This is a genomic window from Candidatus Poribacteria bacterium, from assembly GCA_021295715.1.
Taxonomy (GTDB): Bacteria; Poribacteria; WGA-4E; order WGA-4E; family WGA-3G; genus WGA-3G.
The window spans coordinates 247,432-265,485 of the sequence record JAGWBV010000003.1; the positions used below are offsets into that span (position 1 = coordinate 247,432).

The window sequence follows — 18,054 nt, forward strand, 5'->3', positions numbered from 1 at the left end:
GATTAATTGCGTGATTAATTGCGTGATTAACTACGCGAACGTAAGCAGTAGAACCTACATGAAGGATACTAACAGTAAGTGACGCAGTCAATTCAACGTATCACACAAAAAGACACGGATTATCCAACAGGATTGGAGCAGTATTTAAAAACGGAGACACCGGAAACGATCTGGGCACGCGGGAATATTGACCTGTTACTTGGGCAAAACACCACCTTAAGCGGAGACCTCTGGGCACTTTTCTGCTCCAGCAAATGTCCCGGGGATATTATCCTGAAAACGCACGACTTAGCTCAAACATTCAAGGAAAGAGAGATCCCAACGATCGGTGGGTATCACTCTCCAGTTGAACAAGAGTGCCTACGCGTTTTACTGCGTGGCTCACAACCGATTCTTTTATGTCCGGCACGGAGCATCGAAAACATGCGACTGAAATCGGCGTGGAAGGAGGCGTTGTCTGCGGAGCGTCTATTAATCCTATCTATTTTTGAGAGTCGCCATCGGCGATCAACAGCGGCATTGGCGCACCAACGCAACGCCTTTGTTGCCGCACTTGCGGATAAAATCTGTATCGCCCACGCTGCAGAGGACAGCAAGATTTTGGAATTCGCGCAGATGGTGTTGGCGTGGGGCAAACCCGTTTTTACTTTTGAGACACCAGCAAACGATTCACTTTTTCAACTTGGGACACGACGGATTGAAACGTCCCAATTCGGAGGCAAATAATGGCGGAAACCGTTTTTTTGGGAGACCATGAACTCACCTTTCCCGGTCCACACCTCGGTGTGCTTCGGGACTGCAACACTGTCCTTGATTCAGCAGAAGGCTTGCACAAACAGATAGCGGAGGACGGGTATCTCCTCGTCCGGGGCTTAATCGATAAAGAAAAAGTTGCCGCGGGACGACGGGCTATCCTTGAATACGCCAACGGAAACGGGAAAGATGAGGTCTTCAAGTCCGGCACTGACATAATGGAGGCGGTCGCTGGTGACGGAAGACCTGGGCGAACAATGGGCACGCCCGCCGTTACGCACCATCCAGATGTGCAGGCGGTTTTGGAGGGAGACGAACTCTTCAAGTTCTTCCGAACCTTCTTTAGCGGCGATACCCGAACCTTCGATTACAAGTGGCTACGGTTCGTCCGTCCTGACGGTTGGTCGGGACCCCATTTCGATTTCGTCTACATGGGGAGAGGCTCGGAGCAGCTGCACACCTGTTGGGTACCATTCGGCGATGTGCCAGCAACGATGGGAACATTGACTGTGCTTGTCGGGTCGCATAACCTCCCAAGCTTCGCTCGGATTCGAGATACCTACGGCAAAACAGATGTTGACAGAGACGGCACCCCTGGACATTTCGGGAACGTTCCGATGGAGATCAGCGAAAAATACGGCGGTGAGTGGCAGACAGCGGATTTCGAGATGGGAGATGTCATCATCTTCACGATGCACACGATGCACACCTCTACGAAAAATCTCTCCGACAGATGGCGAATCAGTTGTGACATCCGTTTCCAACCCGCAGCGCACCCAATTGATGAGCGATGGGTCGGCAAAAACCCGATCTCTCATACGGGCAGTCAGAAGATTTCGTTTGAAGAGGCAAAGGAACAGTGGGGATTGGAATAGAGGGGCATAAACCTTTATTACCAGTAGGCGAGGTTAGAAACCTCGCCAGCGGCGGAGGAGGATAGTTGAAAATCGAACAACTGTCCACAGGTTTTCGGGCTTTACTATATTAGCCGAACAACGCTCGTCGGATCTGACGCACTGCTTGACGAATGCGATCTTCGTTCTCTACAAGGGCAATGCGGATATAGCCCTCGCCGTTATGCCCAAACCCCGCGCCGGGAGAAACACAGACCTCTGCCTCGCTGAGTAGTTTCATGGCGAATTCCATGGAACTCAGGTGCTTCCATGCTTCAGGGATCGGTGCCCAGACGAACATCGAAGCCTGCGGTTTTGAGACCTTCCATCCGATTCTGTTCAGACCATCCACAAGTACATCACGGCGTTTTTGGTAGACAGCAGCGTTTTCCATCACCGTATCCTCTGGAGTGCGCAGTGCCATAATTGCGGCAACTTGGATCGGTGCGAAAATCCCATAATCGTAATATCCTTTAATCCGAGCGAGTGCTTCGACAATCTCACGGTTTCCAGCGGCAAACCCACACCGCCAGCCTGCCATATTGTAGGATTTAGACAGAGAGATAAATTCAATACCGATATCCTTCGCGCCTTTCGCTTGCAAGAGACTGGGTGCCTTGTAGCCATCAAAAACAATGTCTGCATACGCCAAATCGTGGATTACAATAATCTCCTGGCGTTTTGCGAAGGCGACAATCTCTTCAAAGAACCCAAGGTCAACGACAGCACCCGTTGGGTTATGCGGAAAACTTAAGATTAACGCCTTGGGTCTGGGCCAAATGTCGCGTGTGATTTCGGTGAGCGAGGGGATGAAATCGTTCTCTTCTGTGAGTGGTATACTCACCACACTTCCACCTGCGAGCACAATGCTGTACATGTGAATAGGAAAGGTCGGATTTGGGACCATCGCTAAGTCACCGTTGTCAATCAAGGCTAAAGCGAGGTGTCCGAGTCCCTCTTTTGTGCCAATAACAGCGATCGCCTCTTCATCCGGATCAATATCTACACCGAATCGACGTTCATAATGCCAACTGACTTCCCTGCGCAGGTTGTAGATGCCACGCGAAACGGAATAGCGGTGATTTCTGAGTTCTTGTGCCGCCTCCGTCAATTTATCAATAATGGGTTGTGGCGTCGGTTGATTTGGATTGCCCATCGCCAAATCGATAATATCAATGCCTTGCTGCCGACGTTCATGTGTTAACTGTCTGAGCTTGCCGAACATGTATGGTGGAAGTCGATTTAAGCGTTTTGAAAATATATTCATTTTTTTAATTTTACCTTGCGGGTAAAGTTCGTGCGTTTGGACTATAACGTGCGTCTCTCAAATCCGCCCTCCGCTACGCTTACGGGCTACGGGGTTTGAGATTCTCTTAAGAGGATATTTTTGTGAGACGAAAACCTCTTAACTGACTGCTGATTGCTAATGGCTATCTGCCATCTGCCAATATGTTCGTAACCGATCGCCCCAATTCGATATGACTCCCTTCGGGCTTGGATGCACGATTTGTTGCCGATGGAGTCTCACTTCTTGGGCGAATAGTTTGTTTCTGCATATCTTAACGACTTCATCGTAAGTTGGGTTTCCTGCCAAATTTTCTGTTTCCCCAGGATCATTGTGTCGATCAAATAGTTGAGCAAGTCCAAGTTGTTCGGCATCTGGTCCAGGAGGCTGGAAGTCCTCTATTGCTTTCGGTTTGTATTCTGTAACGTATTTATACTGATTCGTGACAATTGCACGCCCCCAATAATTGCTCTCTATGTAGGCGTAATCGCGCCAAGGGACACCCTTCCCCTCCGCGAGCGGGCGGACACTCAATCCCTGTATCCCTTCAGGCACATCAACACCGGCGTAATCGCAAACGGTAGGGAACAGATCAACACCTGAGATGAAGTGCGTTTCGTCAAATCGATCCTTCTCTACAGGAATACCCTCTCCCAAACACGCGACGATGAACGGCACTCTTATGCTCTCTTCGTAAAGCGTGAATTTCTGGAACATCTGATGGCTACCGCATGCCTCCCCGTGGTCTGCGCTGAAGATAATGAGCGTGTTATTGTGCCGAGATGTCTCTCGCAGGAGCGTGAGGACTCTTCCAATTTCTGCGTCCACCTTTTCAATGAACCGATAATAGTTCCACCTCAGATAACGCCAGTGGAGTTCATCCCAGCCCCGTATCCCTTTAAGAATCGCCGCGTGGATAAGCGCGTCGTCAACCCTTCGGCAGACACGGTGTAACACCGTTTCCCGCTCATCGTAATCGAAGTTTTCTGGGAGCGGTGGCAGATCGTCTTCGGAAACTATTCCCTGCTCCAACGGGTTTGGAATATGTTTCTCCTCATGGTTGTGCAAATATTCGCATACGTCGTGCGGATCGACGTAACCGATTTGGAGATAAAACGGATCGTCTTTGTCGTAGTTTGTCAAGAAATCTGCAACTGCGTGCGTAGATGCTGAATCGTAGTATGCGGCACCGCCTGCGCCAATATCCTGTTGCCCATAATAGAGGGTCCGAAAACTCTCGCGGACATCTCTGCCCGGAACATGCCACTTACCGCAGTGGAATGCTTGATAGCCACCCGCGTTGAGCAATTGCCCAAGGTCAGGAATTTCTGAGTGTAAATACCCACCGTTAAACGGCACCCCCGTCTCGGAGGTGTATAAACCTGTTGCCCAACTGGAACGAGCGGCAGCACACACCGGATCCGTACAGAACGATCTGCGAAATGAGGTCCCATTCCGATGAAGTTCATCGATATTGGGTGTCCGAAGGAACGGATTTCCGTAAGCCGAAATCGCATCCCACGAGTGCTGGTCGGTGTTAATAAAAAGAATATTGGGGCGTTCGTTCATACACGGTCCCCCATCTTCTCTCTAAGCACCAGCGTCTCGAAAAAGGTTGAAGCGATAGCAATGTTTCCGTGTCCATCGAGCCACCAATACGAAGGCAAAAGTCCAGTCCCGTAAAGATAATAACCGTCAAGCGGAATCGGGGTCTGTATCGTCTCAAGGAAACCGAGTTTACTTTTTAGTCTCAGTTGTTCCAAGTCTTCAAGGACAGCAATGTCTATTCCATCGCCGGACGCTTGAATTGTTCGGACGAGCGCGGGAATGACATCAAAGAGTGCCCAATTGCATGTCAATTTGACAGATGCGTCTACTGTTCCTGCAGCAATTTCAGTACCGTTGATACGCAGCCGCACTTCTGAATCTGAGGTGAGATAGCCTGCACACACCAATTGGAAGTATTCATCGTCGGCACTGTTTCGGGCATCAACACTCCAATTACCGCTAAGCGGACGATGGTTTTCATCGCTACAACAGAATTGCATTTGAAGATTCTCGCCGCTTGTTGTATTTTCGTATTTGACCGAATAGTGCCACAGGTTATCGTTTTTGCTCCGTTCGATGATGGCTGTCCCGATGCTCAGTGTCTCTGAGTTCTCTCCTCTGTTATAGCCGCGCCAGTAGTTCGGTAGTACATTGTAAACATGCGTGATCGTTTGCGCCGTTTGGGTGCCGCGTGTGGCAGCTTCGGGATCATACCCGCGAAGCGTTCCAATCAATTCTTGTGAAAATTGGGGGTTTTGGGCACCGTAATTGTAGTCAAAGGACCAGTGCAGCGGCTTGCTATCATTCATGGCGTTGGAACCATTGGCATATTTTGGGAAACTTTACTGGATGCAGCATTATGTGCATAACGGGTTGTTTCGGGTAATCGGTAGCCTCTACAACATGCGAGAGTCAAGGTGCGTGCTGAATCCAAAGAGATTCGGTGTCCTATGGATATGTAGACCACCCGAACGTTGTTACGCGTGCGAACAACAGTGCCGATCACCTCGTCTTTGTCCATCAGGCAGGTATAAGATCCCTGTTCGGCTTCTGGCTCCTCGTATCGTCCCCAAAGTCGAGATTTTGCACATCCAATCGTCGGTTTATCCAAAATTAGCCCTAAATGTGATGCGAGTCCAAACCGTCTTGGGTGTGCGATCCCCTGACCGTCCACTATCACCAGATCAGGTTCGGTTTGCAACTGTGTGAATGCGGTTAATAGGGGCGGGATTTCCCGAAAGGACAGCAACCCCGGTATATAAGGAAAACGAACAGGGCTTTCAGTAACCACGCTATCTACCACCTGCAACTCGGGAAAGCTCAGGACGACCACGGATGCGCGTGCGATGTCCTTTTTCAGTCCGATATCTACCCCGGCAACGGTATTGATTTTCCCAAACTGGTCTGTTTTAACCACCTGCGTGCGGAGTTCATTTTGGAGTCTCCGTGCTTCTGCGGGGGAAACATCCCATGAATGGAGGGCGCGATACTGTATAGCTGCCACTGTTCGTTTTCAATGTAAACGTCGTCGTGTTTTACAATGCTTCAGGTGCAAAGAAAGCGTGCGGTGGTAAACCCTCCGCGGATGCTTGTAATATTATAACACAAAACACTTCGATTGTCAAGCCTTTTCGGCGTAGCTTATGCGTCGAATGACTATTTCTTTTGCCTCGTCTCTTTGACCTCAACGGCACCGGGCTTCGTAATATGCCGGATGCCCGCGAAGAAGGCAGAGAGGACTAAATAACCGCCACCAATACCGATGAGGGCACCCAAACTGCCGATAATTAACTCTATTCCGTTGAACATTATATGTTCTCCTCAAAATGGTGTTTTTATAATCGCTCTATATGAACCTGTCGGCGTTTCTCAAATTTTGAGTCTATCGCCTAAATTATTACAGGCAGTTAACGAAAGTATCTATCAATCGGTTTCAAAATTATTATATTAACCTAAGCAAAATGCGGATTAAACGCTAAATTATATATAAAGTCCCAATTTAACAATTAACAACGAGTTTTAATATTTGACTTATAAGGCAAATTAAATTTTATGTATAACTTCAAAATGAGCAGGAAACCGATCGGTAAGAGGATAGTGATCAGGTATTAGCAAGAATGATGCCACCGCAGAAACGCCAATATGAGAGAATACGCCAGCAAAATGTGTGTAATTAAACACAATAGGACAGAGAACTCGTGAAAAATGTGGCAAAATTGAAACACTCCAATATGGTATGTTTCAAAGTGAATCTTTTCAAACGAGAAGATAAAACGTGAATTTCGGGAGGATTGTTGGAATGGATTTAGTCAAGCATGGCAAAGATGCTGGGTGGCACGAGGTGTTCAATGGCTTCGCCCTGCTTTAACAGTTCACGAACCTCTGTTGAGGACATATACGCGTAAACATCGGGAAGTAGAAGGCATGAAACGTAGGGGGCATATTGGCGGATCTCCGGTTGTTCCATGAAAGATTCAATTGTCTTAATATCTGCCGCTGCTCGGTTCGCAACAATGAAGCGGGCATCTACAAAGAGTTCTCCCAATTCGGTGTGGAAATCCGTGTAGTATTTCGGGTCAAAGATTCTTACAAGGGTATCGTAGCCAACGATAAAATGGAACTCGGTTCTTGGTGGTAAAATCGCTTTTAAAGCGGTGACTTTATCAATATACCTACCGTGGCTTGATACACCGACAGAGAATTTTTCTCGGTTCTTCGTGTAACTTTTGAGAGTCAAGAGCCTTGCGGCAAGCGGTAAGCCAAACACCGTTTTATCCACATTCGCCTTTGCAAGGAGTAGGAGCAGTTCGTCCAACTGGTATTCAACAATTGTGTCCTCAATCATCTTGGTATGTGCAAGCGTTAGGGGATTGAAGGAACCTGAAAAAATGCCGAGTTTTTTACCGGTTTCAGATATTGATGTTTCTGCACGGTGCACCAGTTCTATCCGCGGCGATGCTGTTGGATCCAACCGATGAAAGAGTTCGGTGTAGCGTTCATAGTCCGGATGATGTTCACACTTATGTGTCAACAGGTCCAATAATGAGTTCGCCATTCGTCTACCTGGGTTCGTGCTCTGAGAAGCACAAACTAACGGTCTCCTATGCTACAAGGGTGGCAACTTGTGTTAAAGATAGAATTAATCCGTGTCAATTTCCGCTTTTTTCGCTTCTTCCCAGATTGCATCAAGACTCTCTAAGTCTTGTGCTTCAAAACTGGTGCCGCGACGTTCTAATTCTGCTTCCATCCATTTAAAGCGTGTCATAAACTTGCGGTTCGCCGCCCGCAGTGTTTCTTCGGCTTGGATCTCCATAAAGCGGCAAAGATTGACAACGGCAAAAAACAGATCGCCGAGTTCCATCGAAACTGCTTCCGGTTCATCTGCCTTGATACTTGCCTTGACTTCTTGGAGTTCTTCGTCAACCTTGGCGACAACATCGGCAAGTTCATCCCAATCGAAACCGACACGGGCGGCTCGGTTCTGTATTTTCTGAGCGCGGAGCAGTGTGGGAAGCGCGTCCGGAATCCCATCAAGGACCGATTTCCGATCCTCGTAGCCCGCCTCTTGGCGTTTAATCTCTTCCCAGTTTTTCACAACTTCGTCCGAATCCTCAACGTCGATATCACCAAAGACGTGTGGGTGTCGCCGAATGAGTTTCTCTGTGAGTATTTCGATCACGGCGTAGATGTCAAAATCCTTATGTTCTGCTGCGATCTGTGCTTGGAGCATAATGTTCAGCAGGAGATCGCCCAATTCCTCTTTCAATTTCTTCGGGTCGCCTGTGTCAATGGCTTCAAGCGTCTCGTAAGTTTCCTCAATGAGTGTGGATTTCAGCGTTTCATGCGTCTGCTCCCGATCCCACGGACATCCGTTCTCACTTCTTAATGTCGCGATGACCCCCACAAGTTCTTCAAACAATTCCTTTTTCATAGAATCCTCCTTATTTTGTTGCTGTTTTGTTTTGCAAGGCTTTTACATGTTTTTGGACTTCCGCGTAGCGTTTTGCCTTTGGGAAGTGGGTAAGATAGAGTTTGTAGAGTTGCAACGCACGCGTATAGTTTTTCTGCGCTTCTGCCTCGCGCGCTCGATCTTCTAACGCATCCGCTTTGGCATTCAGCAGTTCACTGAGCAGTTGCACGGCATGTGCTTCAAAGACGCTGCCAGCATATTTATTGCGGAACGCTTCTAATGTCTTTACTGACGCCGCGTAGGGCTTCTCACCCGCTGCCTTCTTTAGCCGATTGAATTGTGTTTCGGCTTGGGTACCGAGATATATTGCGGATTCTTCCGCCGTGCGGCACAACTTCGTATCCGGTAAAATCTTTGCAATTCGGGTATAAAGTGTGAACGCTTCTCCAAGCCTCCCATTTTTTTCAGCGATCTGCGCCTTGTCAAACCCAGATTCAACCTGTTTCATGGGTCCGTAAGCGATAAGCCACTCCCGCATTTTCGTTTTTGTCATCCATTGTGGAGAGAGTTTGTGCGTCTCATCTTTCCACTCCTCAAAAGCCACATCTGCACCGGACTCTGTATAAAACTGAAAAGCACGTTTTGCGCGTGGATAATGTGGGTCATCCAATTCCCCGACACCATAGAAAAAGGGATGCCCGCGGATGAGTTCCGCCGGTGGTGGATTCATGTCCACATAGCACCTACCAGCCCCAAGGACGAGATTCCCGGCTAACCGACCTAATAACTGCTCTCCGAGAACGGTTGTTGAGTAGCCACCTTGACTATAACCGCCCATAAAAATGTAGTCTTGGTCAACGTTCACCCGTGTTGAGATAATTTCTAACGCCTCATCAAAGAAGATTTTCTCCGGTCCGGTTGTGTTGAAGCGGAGTTTATGGTAGTAAGCGTCAGTCGCGTAATTCATACCGGCAACAATGAATCCTTGCCCCTTCGTCACCTGTTTGAAGGGCCAGGTTGTGGCTGTTCCGCGGTAGCCGTGATAACAAAAAATAACAGGAAATGGACGTTGGTCGGTGTAATCAATCGGAAGGTAAAGCAGAAATGTCTTTCCTGTTTTTGGAGCCGTGATACGCACCTCTTTTCCCGCGGACAGCGTAGGGAACTCAGCGGCGAATGCGCTATGGAACAGAAGCAGCAGGAGCGCGTTGCAGCATACAATCCTCACGCTGCAGAATAAATTTTTGGAACGTAGACCTCTGATAGCAAATTTCGGAAACCTGCAAGTTGCGCCGAAAAAGTGTATTCTCATGTGTCTGTTCCGTTCTCTTGGTCTTGAAGGGTTTCTAATTGAATAATCAGTTGACCGAGTTGCAGTCGCAAGAGCAGCGTATAGATTTGCATCAGGAGCGTAACCTGTGCTTCTGTTGGTAAATCACTGGCGTGAATTACCGCGAGGAGTCTGTCTGCACGTTGGCGGATTTCTTCGGCTTTCTCTAAGTCGTCGTCTGTTTCGACTGTGCTCTCTTTGATGAACTGCCAAATGCGATCCTGGATTTCCAGCATATAGTTTTTTGCCATTGCGGTGCGTGCGCGTTTCGCAGAGTCAACCCAAATTGTATTTGCTTTCCAATTAAGCATGAAAGCGATACTATTGATGAGCACATCGCGGAGGGTATCCTCGCCAGAAAGGAGTTCCTCAACATTGGTGATTCCCTCTGCTTCTGCAGAGAATGTCCGCACGCGCGTATACTCTTTCAGGTCTTTCAGCATCAACTCGTTTTCAGCAATGAGATGCCAAAGGTCCGAACTCGTTGAAAGCAAGGTCTCTACACGGTTGCAAACCGGACCGGGAATTTGTGAGCGGATGCAGTAATAGTGGAGGCTGTGGAGCCGACTTCTGAGGTCTTGCAAACTCTCAGTCGTCTGGAGTTCCGAAGGGTGCGCGATGGATGGAAGGACATCCTCCCGAATCTGATTCAAAAGTGTAGGGATAGAGCGTTCAGCATTCATGTTGCGGATCCCAATAATAGGCAAGCGTTTGTTAGCACAATTTTCTTGTCTAATAGCGTAGCAGGTTTTTCGGGAAAAGTCAACTTGACATTTGTTATCAGGAGGTGTTACAATGTGGATAAGAAACGCAAGAAACCGAGGACTGCCATGAAACTACTTATCGTCGCAGTTATCAGCATCACTCTTTTTGGGATGTTCGTGGCTGTTGCCGATGAAAAATCAGAAACAGCACCGCCGAAAGTCGGCGATACAGCACCGGATTGGACGCTCCAAGACGCGGAGGAAAAGGAGCACGCCCTGAAGAAGTTGCGCGGTAAGGTTGTTTTCCTCATTATGGGCAATCGTAAGATTCGGGAAGAAGACGACAAGTGGGCAGAGGCGTTCCAGAAGGAATACGGAGAAAACGAACGGGTTGTCGCCTATATTATTGGTGATTTACGGAGTGTTCCGGGATTCATACCGAAACGATTTATCAGAAGTCAACTGAAGAAAAACCCGCCTGCTGTGAAATTCCTACTGGACTGGAAGGGAGAGGTCCACAAACAGTATCAGACGGAAGAAAAGAAACCGACGCTCTATCTCATCTCACAGAAAGGCACGATTGTGTTCCATCGGAAATCGGATTTCAAAGCAGACACTTATGCTGAACTGAAGAAAGCGATTGACAAACTCTTAGCAACACCCGATGCGAAGTAACTTTTTGTGTATCTGCTCCGATCGTCTGATGTCTTCTATGATGGATGGCGGAAACTATGTCTACAAAGCTGAAAAGAGAACCCTATTTGTCCAGCCCAATCTTCCTTCTTGTTGCCGGTCTACTTCTCGGGGGATTCGGTTTCTTGGCAATTCGCGTGGCGGTAGATGACGGGGTTTTTCAGATTTTAGCGTCTATTCTTTTAACCCTTTGCGGTTTATCTGCTGCGGTATATGGGTTCATGGGAGTGCTGGAGGGTAAACAAGCTCGGAAACTGACCAGAAGCGACTTACAGGAAATACAGGTACTCTCTCAGAGCCTCAAGGTGCGTTATCCTACCTACATTTTGAAGGTTCACAAACTAAAAGAGAAACACGATGCACTCCACGAGAAGTTTCCCGAAATCCGAGAGTATTCCGAAGAATTCAAACGCCGTATCAAGGCACTTCAAGCCGAATTGGTTGCATTGGAAACCCAGCTTCACGATACTCTACAGAAGCACGCGCCCGTTATAGATAGCGATAACGTGGACAGTATCGCGAAAAAGATTCTCTGGTCGGATAAGCAGATTCAGTTGACACAGTTAGATTCGACTTTAAAAACGCTCGCTGAGACAGAAAACCCGATGGTCCCGGAGCATTACCGTGGTGTATTGAATCAGATACACCGCGATTTCAAGAGACTTGATGGTGGCGTGACGCTTTATCACGAATTGCTGACAGCATGTACCAGTGAAACTGTAGCGTTTGATGTTGTTCTTGGATTGAAACAGGAAGTTGAGGAAATTGACACCCTGATCTCACAGCATGAGACCAAACTACAAAAGTTGGAAACGGACACCCAAACACAATATGAGTTGTCGGAAATGGCACTGTCAATGTTTCAAGAGCGTTTTGAAGCGTTCAAGGCAGATTGCGAACAATCATGAAAGGGAATGGATATGAAATATCTCGTCACCGGTTGCGCTGGATTTATCGGATGGAAAGTGACAGAATTATTGCTGGAGGCTGGTCACACTGTTGTTGGGATTGATAACTTAAATGCCTCGTACGATACGCAAGTCAAGCAGTGGAGGCTTGAGCAACTCGAAGGCACCCCCAATTTCCACTTTCACCGTTCAGACATCTGTGATCGGGAAACATTGCAGGCGATATTCAAGAGGGATATCCCTACATTCGATGCGGTGATTAACCTCGCAGCGCGTGCTGGCGTTCGGCATTCTGTTGAGGATCCATGGGTATACGTGGATACAAACGTGACTGGTACGCTGAATTTACTGGATCTGTGCCGCGAGTTTGAAGTGAAGAAATTTGTGTTGGCATCAACATCAAGTCTATACGGTTCAAATAACAGTCTTCCGTTCAGTGAGGAAACGAATACAGACGGACCTTTGTCCCCTTATGCTGCATCGAAAAAAGGTGCCGAGTCGATTTGCCATAGCTATCACCATCTCTACGGCATCGACGTAACAATTTTCCGTTTTTTCACCGTGTATGGGCCCGCTGGCAGACCCGATATGAGCGCGTTTCGCTTTGTGCATTGGATTAGCGAGGGGAAACCGGTTACCGTCTATGGCGATGGCAAAGAATCTTCACGGGACTATACCTATCTGGATGACATAGCAAGAGGGGTGATTGCGGGGCTGAAACCGCTCAAGTACGAGGTGATTAACCTCGGTTCCGATAGTCCTATTGTGCTGATTGATACGATTCGGTTGATAGAGGAACTGGTTGGTAGAAAAGCCGAACTCACGCACCAACCGTTTCATCCGGCGGATGCCCGCGCCACGTGGGCAGACATCCGTAAAGCGGAAAAACTTTTAGGATGGCGACCGCAAGCCAGTTTCCGTGAAGGAATCACTGCACTTGTAGAGTGGTACCAAGCGAATCGGGAATGGGCAAAACACATCCAGACAGACTAAACAGCAGTTGCATCTGTAAGCCGTTATCGCAATAGGGCGACCGCTTTTTTTAATGCTGCTGTGTCTACCTTTATTTTTGCGATCTCTGCTTCGCGTTGAACATAGGTGAGCGTATGCGTCGCACTCATTGGGGCGGCAATGTCTTGAACGATCTTATGGAGACGTTTCACATCGGCTTTCTTGATGCCGGTCTGTGCTTCGATGCGGGTATGCAGCGCGGCTGGCGTTTCTGGAGTTTCTGGCTCTTCAACGGGTGCTGCACGTTTGGAAGGTGCTTTACTATTTTTGGTCTTTGATTTCGCTGTGGTAGAAGTCGCTGTTTTCGCACGGCGGGTTCGTTTCCGAGATGTCCCTTGTTTGGAAGTCTGAATTTTCCCTGTCTCCAGTGATTTGACCCCACACTCCTTACACAACTTCGCTGTGATATCAGCCAAAGTCATCGTTACAATTATTTCTGTGATTGCGCCACAGAGCTCGCATTCGTCAAGGTTTTCGATGCTTGTAAGGATCTCGGCGTGTATTCCGAGCATCTTTTCTTTGTCGGTTTTTGTCTGCTTCTCTTTCTGACAGAGTGCGATGAGTTTCTGTGCTGCTTTTTCGATTGTGTCTAAATGTCCCATGTTGTCCCCCAAAGATGTAAGGCACGGTGACCTCAAGGCAAGATATTTTAACAGCAAGTTTTGGCTTGCAAGCTGCGCCAAAATTTGAACATTACTTGTAGGTGAGATTATTATGTCTCAATGGCATCCGTCACTCCCCTAAAACCGAACGCTAAGTTTGCAACAACGGCGCAGGCATCCCTTAAGAAAGGCACTTCAAAGTTTTAACCTACGTCGTTTAACTACTAAGGTAAAATTAAAAAGTTTGCGACGCAGCAACGCGGACTTTGTCTATATAGAGTTTATACTCGAAACTATCTATGAGTGCCTCGCAACTTGCGGAAATAATATTCTCTGAAACACCGACGGTACTCCAAATCCTTTCACCATCGCCCGCTTCAATTAATACCCGAACTTTTGAACCCGTGCCAGCCTTCGTATCCAACACCCGAACTTTATAATCTATGAGTCGAACCGTCTGGAGGGCAGGATAAAACTGCTCAAGTGCCTTTCGGAGTGCGGTGTCAAGGGCATTGACGGGACCATCTCCATCAGCGGCAGTGTGTGCGGTAAGCCCGTCTGGGGTTGTGACTTTTATAGTCGCTTCGGAACGCATCGCGAAGTCGCTGAACTGTTCGATAATCACGCGGAAACCGACAGGTTCAAAGAAGGCTTTGTACGCATTGAAAACCTTATGCGTCAAGAGTTCAAACGAGGCTTCGGCGGCTTCGTATTGGTAGCCTTCCTGTTCCGCTGCTTTGAGGCGTTTGAAGAGTTCCAGTACCTGCGGTGAATCCTTGTCGTAATCCGGGTACTCCCTCTCGATTTTCTTCATAATAGTGCCGCGTCCGGCTTGATCGGAAACCAGAATTCGTTGTGTATTGCCGACTGTTTCCGGTACGACATGTTCATAAGTGAGACGGTTTTTACGGATGGCATCGGTATGTAAACCGCCTTTATGCGCAAAGGCGGAACGTCCAACGTAGGGTTGACGTTCGTCATGCGGGAGGTTCGCCAATTCACTGATGAGTCGGGAGACGCGTGTTAACGCCTGCAACTGCGTATCACTGAGGGACTTTATTCCGAGTTTGAGTTGAATTGTAGGGATAATGGCGGCGAGATTCGCGTTTCCGCACCGTTCACCGTAGCCGTTGAAAGTGCCTTGTATATGGGTTGCGCCTGCCTGCACGGCGAGCACTGAGTTCGCGGCACCCATTCCTGCGTCGTTGTGGGTATGGATACCGACAGGCAATGACAGATCGGAGAGGACGACTTCAACACCTTCCTGAATTTCTAAGGGCAATCTGCCGCCATTCGTATCACAGAGGACGAGGCAATTCGCGCCACCAGCGGCAGCGGCTCGTAGCGTTTCCATCGCATATTCAGCATCGTCGGCGTAACCATCGAAAAAATGCTCGGCATCATAGATGACCTCACGACCATTTTCCACGAGATAACGGACAGAACTCTCAATTAATTCTAAGTTCTCCTCAGCTGTGACGCGTAGGACATCAGTCGCATGAAGTCGCCAACTTTTTCCAAAGATCGTTACAATTCTTGCCCCTGTATCCAGCAAAGCGGTTAGATTTGGATCGGCATCGGCGGTATAGGTGGGATAGCGCGTGCTACCGAACGGCACGATGGTTGCCGTTTCGAGCGCCATGCCTTTTGCCCGCTTGAAAAATTCTATGTCTTTTGGATTGGAGCCGGGATAGCCGCCCTCAATATAGCGAATGCCTAACTTATCCAATGCCTCTATGATGATGAGTTTATCTTCAACAGAAAACGCCACGCCTTCTGCTTGGCTACCATCCCTGAGTGTCGTATCGTAAAATTCAACCATGTTATTTTCACAGCAAGTTTTGGCTTCCGCTTTTGAATATACGCTTACAAGCTTCGCCCTACAACGCCAAAATTTAGCGTCTCCTTTTATTATTTTTATGTCGTAATTTCTGCTAATTTACCTTATGATATTTTAACACATCTCAGAGCAAAAGTCAAATTTTGTCTGTGTTTTACGGAGTGCTGATGGGAAAGTAAAAGCCTTGTGCTGCGTCCATTCTGAACCCCTGAAATCAGCATATATAGTTATAATCCGTTTGTATTTTGATAATTCACTCAAATGTGGTACTATAAAAAGTATGAAGACCTTTGCTATCTTTCTATTTTGCGGTGCGTTGTTGTTCTCAGGCTGTGGAATCCTCACTACCAAGCCGATTCAAACTGAACCACCGATACCCTCTGTAGACCCGATTGAAAGACTACAGACCGATATTGATGCCGTTTTGCAAGAAGAGTTGTTCACGAATGCAAGTATCGGTATCAAAGTGGTTACTGTTGAAACAGGGGAGGTGATTTACGAAAAAAATTCCCATAAGTTACACCATCCCGCCTCTACAACAAAACTCTTCACAGCAGCGACTGCCTTAGCGAAATTGGGGTCGGACTATCAATGTGAGACCACACTCTATGCTGATGCCATTGTGAGGGGTGAAGTCTTAGGGAATATCTATCTAAAAGGTAGAGCTGATCCGGTGCTCCAACCCCAAGACATTGCCAAATTAGGTGATGCCTTGCTGCAAGCGGGTGTGAAGTCAATACAGGGGAACATCGTTGTCGATGAAACATATCTTGATGCCATTTGGGAGGGTCCAGGGTGGATGTGGGACGATAGACCGCTGTGGATCAACGCGTTGAGTATCCGAGAAGTCGAACCTGATGCAAGCAAAATGAGTAGGGCACTCGCCTGCGGACACCTCTTGAAAACGACGTTGATGGAAAAAGGCGTTAACGTCATAGGTAATGTAGTGTCAGGAACAGTCTCGTCAGAGGCACACACTGTTGCCAAGCACCTATCACCGCCACTTGCTGACATCCTCAAGTTAATGAACAAACCGAGTGACAATTGGACTGCCGAACTGGTTTTCAAAACAATTGGTGCTGAGGTAATGGGTGAACCGGGGACGTGGAAAAAGGGTAGAGACGTTGTTGCTGGGTTTTTAGCAGAAATCATGGACGAACCGCCGATGCATCGGTTCGTTGACGGATCTGGACTTTCTCGTTACAACCTCCTCAACGCCGAATTACTCACGAAGTTGCTCGTCTATATGTATCACAATTTTGAGGTGATGCCGGAGTTTTTGGCATCGCTTCCGATTGCGGGTGTCGATGGCACCCTGAAAAATAGGATGCAAGGTATGTCTGCTGAGAAGGTATTGCGTGCGAAAACGGGGACGTTGAGTGGTGTTTCTGCACTCGCTGGCTATACTGTGACAGCAGACGATGAGGTGTTTGCGTTCGGGATCCTCATCAGTCATTATGTTGGTCCAGCAAGATTGGCGCGAAGTATCCAAGATAAGATTGGGAATTATTTGACAGGGTTTAATCGCCATCCGGTGAGTAACGTTAGCAGTAAACCCTCCCAAGACGAATAGGAATAACTTGAGCATATACTTTATCAAGGCAATTCTCTTGCTATCTGGGTTTTCACGTGGTATAATATTAGCGATTTTGAGGGACAGATCTAATAAGATACTAAAGTTTGGACAATATTTCAGAACTCAAGCTGCCTTGTCAAAAGGCAGCGTCCTATCTTTTTGAACACAGGTGTTAATATTCTGCGAGTTTGTATTTTCAGGGGAACTCGTAGAAAATCCGCACGCCCGGATCTGTGCCTGTAGATAAGCGACTCGAAGCCCTTGTGTGAGTTTCTTGGGGTGATACCAATGAATACCGAGGAACTCACAGACGGTCTTGACGGTTATCGGTTTTTCCGTCGGGGGTGGCAGTGTGAAGATGAGTTTCGTGAGACTCGCTGCAGTGAAACTCAGTTGCACGAAGCGATTGATGCTTTTTCGAGATTTCACCTGATACCCGCTGAACCCGAAGTGTTGCTTGACGTCTCGAAAGGCGGTCTCGATCTGCCACCTGTGTTGATAGTATTCAATGATCTTTGGTATCTCGAGCGTCAGGTCTGTTGTAAAGACGAGGAAATACCGATAGGGTTTCCAACGTTTCGGTGTAATTTCACCATCGGCCGTGCCAGCGGTTCCGCTGCTGGTATTCCAAAAACATAGCAGTTTTTAATTCAACAAACACACTACATGGCGCTTTTATGCGAATTGTTAGAGAAAATGAGTTAGCGAAATTTGCAGAGCGACATCCAAATACTCGTGCCTCCCTCAACCATTGGGCACAATTGATGAGAGAAGGAAGTTTTGAGTCGATTATTAACTTGCGTGAAACGTTCGGACGCGTTTCACCAGTGAAGGTCCGTCCCCGAAGGTTTAATCGCAAATCGGTAACACTGACGGTTTTCAATATTAGTGGCAATGATGCCCGCCTCATTGCGGTTGTACAATACACGAAGCAGGTTGTGATTATCGATCAGGTGCTAACGCATAATGAGTATGATACAGGAAATTGGAGAAAGTAAATC

The 18,054-nt window shown here is 47.8% G+C and carries 19 protein-coding genes; 7 read left to right on the forward strand and 12 right to left on the reverse strand.

The window, feature by feature from the left end; genetic code table 11:
• The first annotated feature begins 78 nt into the window (after positions 1-78).
• Together J4G07_02080 and J4G07_02085 are read left to right on the forward strand one after the other, a co-directional pair.
• Positions 79-726, forward strand: coding sequence for a DNA-processing protein DprA (locus J4G07_02080; protein MCE2412767.1), 648 nt, complete (start codon positions 79-81; stop codon positions 724-726).
• Positions 726-1,628: a phytanoyl-CoA dioxygenase family protein gene (locus tag J4G07_02085; GenBank protein MCE2412768.1), complete on the forward strand. Its 903-nt coding sequence runs from the start codon at positions 726-728 to the stop codon at positions 1,626-1,628. Before J4G07_02080 ends, J4G07_02085 begins: the two co-directional genes overlap by 1 nt.
• 109 nt (positions 1,629-1,737) lie before the next feature.
• Here J4G07_02085 and J4G07_02090 read toward each other — a convergent pair whose 3' ends face one another.
• The 9 genes from J4G07_02090 to J4G07_02130 form a co-directional block, all read right to left on the reverse strand.
• Positions 1,738-2,913, reverse strand: coding sequence for an aminotransferase class I/II-fold pyridoxal phosphate-dependent enzyme (locus tag J4G07_02090; protein ID MCE2412769.1), 1,176 nt, complete (start codon positions 2,911-2,913; stop codon positions 1,738-1,740).
• 156 nt (positions 2,914-3,069) lie between these two features.
• A complete protein-coding gene (locus tag J4G07_02095) occupies positions 3,070-4,500 on the reverse strand; it encodes a sulfatase-like hydrolase/transferase (GenBank protein ID MCE2412770.1) in 1,431 nt (476 codons plus the stop codon).
• A complete protein-coding gene (locus tag J4G07_02100) occupies positions 4,497-5,288 on the reverse strand; it encodes a hypothetical protein (protein MCE2412771.1) in 792 nt (263 codons plus the stop codon). Before J4G07_02100 ends, J4G07_02095 begins: the two co-directional genes overlap by 4 nt.
• Positions 5,285-5,983 (reverse strand): deoxyribonuclease V, encoded by a 699-nt coding sequence (gene nfi, locus J4G07_02105; protein MCE2412772.1) that lies wholly within the window; start codon positions 5,981-5,983, stop codon positions 5,285-5,287. Before nfi ends, J4G07_02100 begins: the two co-directional genes overlap by 4 nt.
• A gap of 152 nt (positions 5,984-6,135) precedes the next feature.
• Positions 6,136-6,288 carry a hypothetical protein gene (locus J4G07_02110; protein MCE2412773.1) on the reverse strand — a complete coding sequence of 51 codons (153 nt, stop codon included), beginning with the start codon at positions 6,286-6,288 and terminating at the stop codon, positions 6,136-6,138.
• Between the two features lie 496 nt (positions 6,289-6,784).
• Positions 6,785-7,534 carry a hypothetical protein gene (locus J4G07_02115; GenBank protein ID MCE2412774.1) on the reverse strand — a complete coding sequence of 250 codons (750 nt, stop codon included), beginning with the start codon at positions 7,532-7,534 and terminating at the stop codon, positions 6,785-6,787.
• Between the two features lie 84 nt (positions 7,535-7,618).
• On the reverse strand, positions 7,619-8,410 hold the full coding sequence (gene mazG, locus J4G07_02120; protein ID MCE2412775.1) for a nucleoside triphosphate pyrophosphohydrolase: 792 nt from the start codon (positions 8,408-8,410) through the stop codon (positions 7,619-7,621).
• A gap of 10 nt (positions 8,411-8,420) precedes the next feature.
• Positions 8,421-9,527 (reverse strand): hypothetical protein, encoded by a 1,107-nt coding sequence (locus tag J4G07_02125; GenBank protein MCE2412776.1) that lies wholly within the window; start codon positions 9,525-9,527, stop codon positions 8,421-8,423.
• Between the two features lie 170 nt (positions 9,528-9,697).
• Entirely contained in the window at positions 9,698-10,402 is a 705-nt protein-coding gene (locus tag J4G07_02130; protein MCE2412777.1) for a hypothetical protein, read from the reverse strand.
• 114 nt (positions 10,403-10,516) lie between these two features.
• Between J4G07_02130 and J4G07_02135 the strand changes: the two genes are divergently transcribed.
• The 3 genes from J4G07_02135 to J4G07_02145 are packed head-to-tail and all read left to right on the forward strand — an operon-like array spanning position 10,517 to position 13,017.
• Entirely contained in the window at positions 10,517-11,098 is a 582-nt protein-coding gene (locus tag J4G07_02135; GenBank protein MCE2412778.1) for a redoxin domain-containing protein, read from the forward strand.
• Between the two features lie 56 nt (positions 11,099-11,154).
• Complete coding sequence (locus J4G07_02140; GenBank protein MCE2412779.1) at positions 11,155-12,024, forward strand: hypothetical protein; 870 nt, start codon at positions 11,155-11,157, stop codon at positions 12,022-12,024.
• A 12-nt stretch (positions 12,025-12,036) separates the two neighbouring features.
• The gene (locus J4G07_02145; GenBank protein MCE2412780.1) at positions 12,037-13,017 is read left to right on the forward strand and encodes an SDR family NAD(P)-dependent oxidoreductase; all 981 of its coding nucleotides are present in this window, start codon (positions 12,037-12,039) and stop codon (positions 13,015-13,017) included.
• A 23-nt stretch (positions 13,018-13,040) separates the two neighbouring features.
• Here J4G07_02145 and J4G07_02150 read toward each other — a convergent pair whose 3' ends face one another.
• Together J4G07_02150 and cimA are read right to left on the reverse strand one after the other, a co-directional pair.
• A complete protein-coding gene (locus tag J4G07_02150) occupies positions 13,041-13,637 on the reverse strand; it encodes a hypothetical protein (protein MCE2412781.1) in 597 nt (198 codons plus the stop codon).
• Between the two features lie 235 nt (positions 13,638-13,872).
• Entirely contained in the window at positions 13,873-15,459 is a 1,587-nt protein-coding gene (gene cimA / locus J4G07_02155) for a citramalate synthase (GenBank protein ID MCE2412782.1), read from the reverse strand.
• A gap of 298 nt (positions 15,460-15,757) precedes the next feature.
• Between cimA and dacB the strand changes: the two genes are divergently transcribed.
• Positions 15,758-17,050: a D-alanyl-D-alanine carboxypeptidase/D-alanyl-D-alanine-endopeptidase gene (gene dacB / locus J4G07_02160; protein ID MCE2412783.1), complete on the forward strand. Its 1,293-nt coding sequence runs from the start codon at positions 15,758-15,760 to the stop codon at positions 17,048-17,050.
• A gap of 126 nt (positions 17,051-17,176) precedes the next feature.
• Here the strand turns inward: dacB and J4G07_02165 are convergent, their stop codons facing one another.
• A complete protein-coding gene (locus J4G07_02165) occupies positions 17,177-17,695 on the reverse strand; it encodes a transposase (protein MCE2412784.1) in 519 nt (172 codons plus the stop codon).
• Positions 17,696-17,730: 35 nt separating this feature from the next.
• Here J4G07_02165 and J4G07_02170 point away from each other — a divergent pair, with 35 nt between their 5' ends.
• Positions 17,731-18,051, forward strand: a complete 321-nt coding sequence (locus J4G07_02170) for a type II toxin-antitoxin system HigB family toxin (protein ID MCE2412785.1) — start codon at positions 17,731-17,733, stop codon at positions 18,049-18,051.
• Positions 18,052-18,054: the final 3 nt, after the last annotated feature.

Coding starts and splice junctions, on each gene's coding strand:
- J4G07_02085 (MCE2412768.1), top strand. CDS start 726: ATGGCGGAAACCGTTTTTTTGGGAGACCATGAACTCACCTTTCCCGGT.
- J4G07_02090 (MCE2412769.1), bottom strand. CDS start 2,913: ATGAATATATTTTCAAAACGCTTAAATCGACTTCCACCATACATGTTC.
- J4G07_02095 (MCE2412770.1), bottom strand. CDS start 4,500: ATGAACGAACGCCCCAATATTCTTTTTATTAACACCGACCAGCACTCG.
- J4G07_02100 (MCE2412771.1), bottom strand. CDS start 5,288: ATGAATGATAGCAAGCCGCTGCACTGGTCCTTTGACTACAATTACGGT.
- J4G07_02110 (MCE2412773.1), bottom strand. CDS start 6,288: ATGTTCAACGGAATAGAGTTAATTATCGGCAGTTTGGGTGCCCTCATC.
- J4G07_02115 (MCE2412774.1), bottom strand. CDS start 7,534: ATGGCGAACTCATTATTGGACCTGTTGACACATAAGTGTGAACATCAT.
- mazG (MCE2412775.1), bottom strand. CDS start 8,410: ATGAAAAAGGAATTGTTTGAAGAACTTGTGGGGGTCATCGCGACATTA.
- J4G07_02130 (MCE2412777.1), bottom strand. CDS start 10,402: ATGAATGCTGAACGCTCTATCCCTACACTTTTGAATCAGATTCGGGAG.
- J4G07_02140 (MCE2412779.1), top strand. CDS start 11,155: ATGTCTACAAAGCTGAAAAGAGAACCCTATTTGTCCAGCCCAATCTTC.
- J4G07_02145 (MCE2412780.1), top strand. CDS start 12,037: ATGAAATATCTCGTCACCGGTTGCGCTGGATTTATCGGATGGAAAGTG.
- J4G07_02150 (MCE2412781.1), bottom strand. CDS start 13,637: ATGGGACATTTAGACACAATCGAAAAAGCAGCACAGAAACTCATCGCA.
- cimA (MCE2412782.1), bottom strand. CDS start 15,459: ATGGTTGAATTTTACGATACGACACTCAGGGATGGTAGCCAAGCAGAA.
- dacB (MCE2412783.1), top strand. CDS start 15,758: ATGAAGACCTTTGCTATCTTTCTATTTTGCGGTGCGTTGTTGTTCTCA.
- J4G07_02170 (MCE2412785.1), top strand. CDS start 17,731: ATGCGAATTGTTAGAGAAAATGAGTTAGCGAAATTTGCAGAGCGACAT.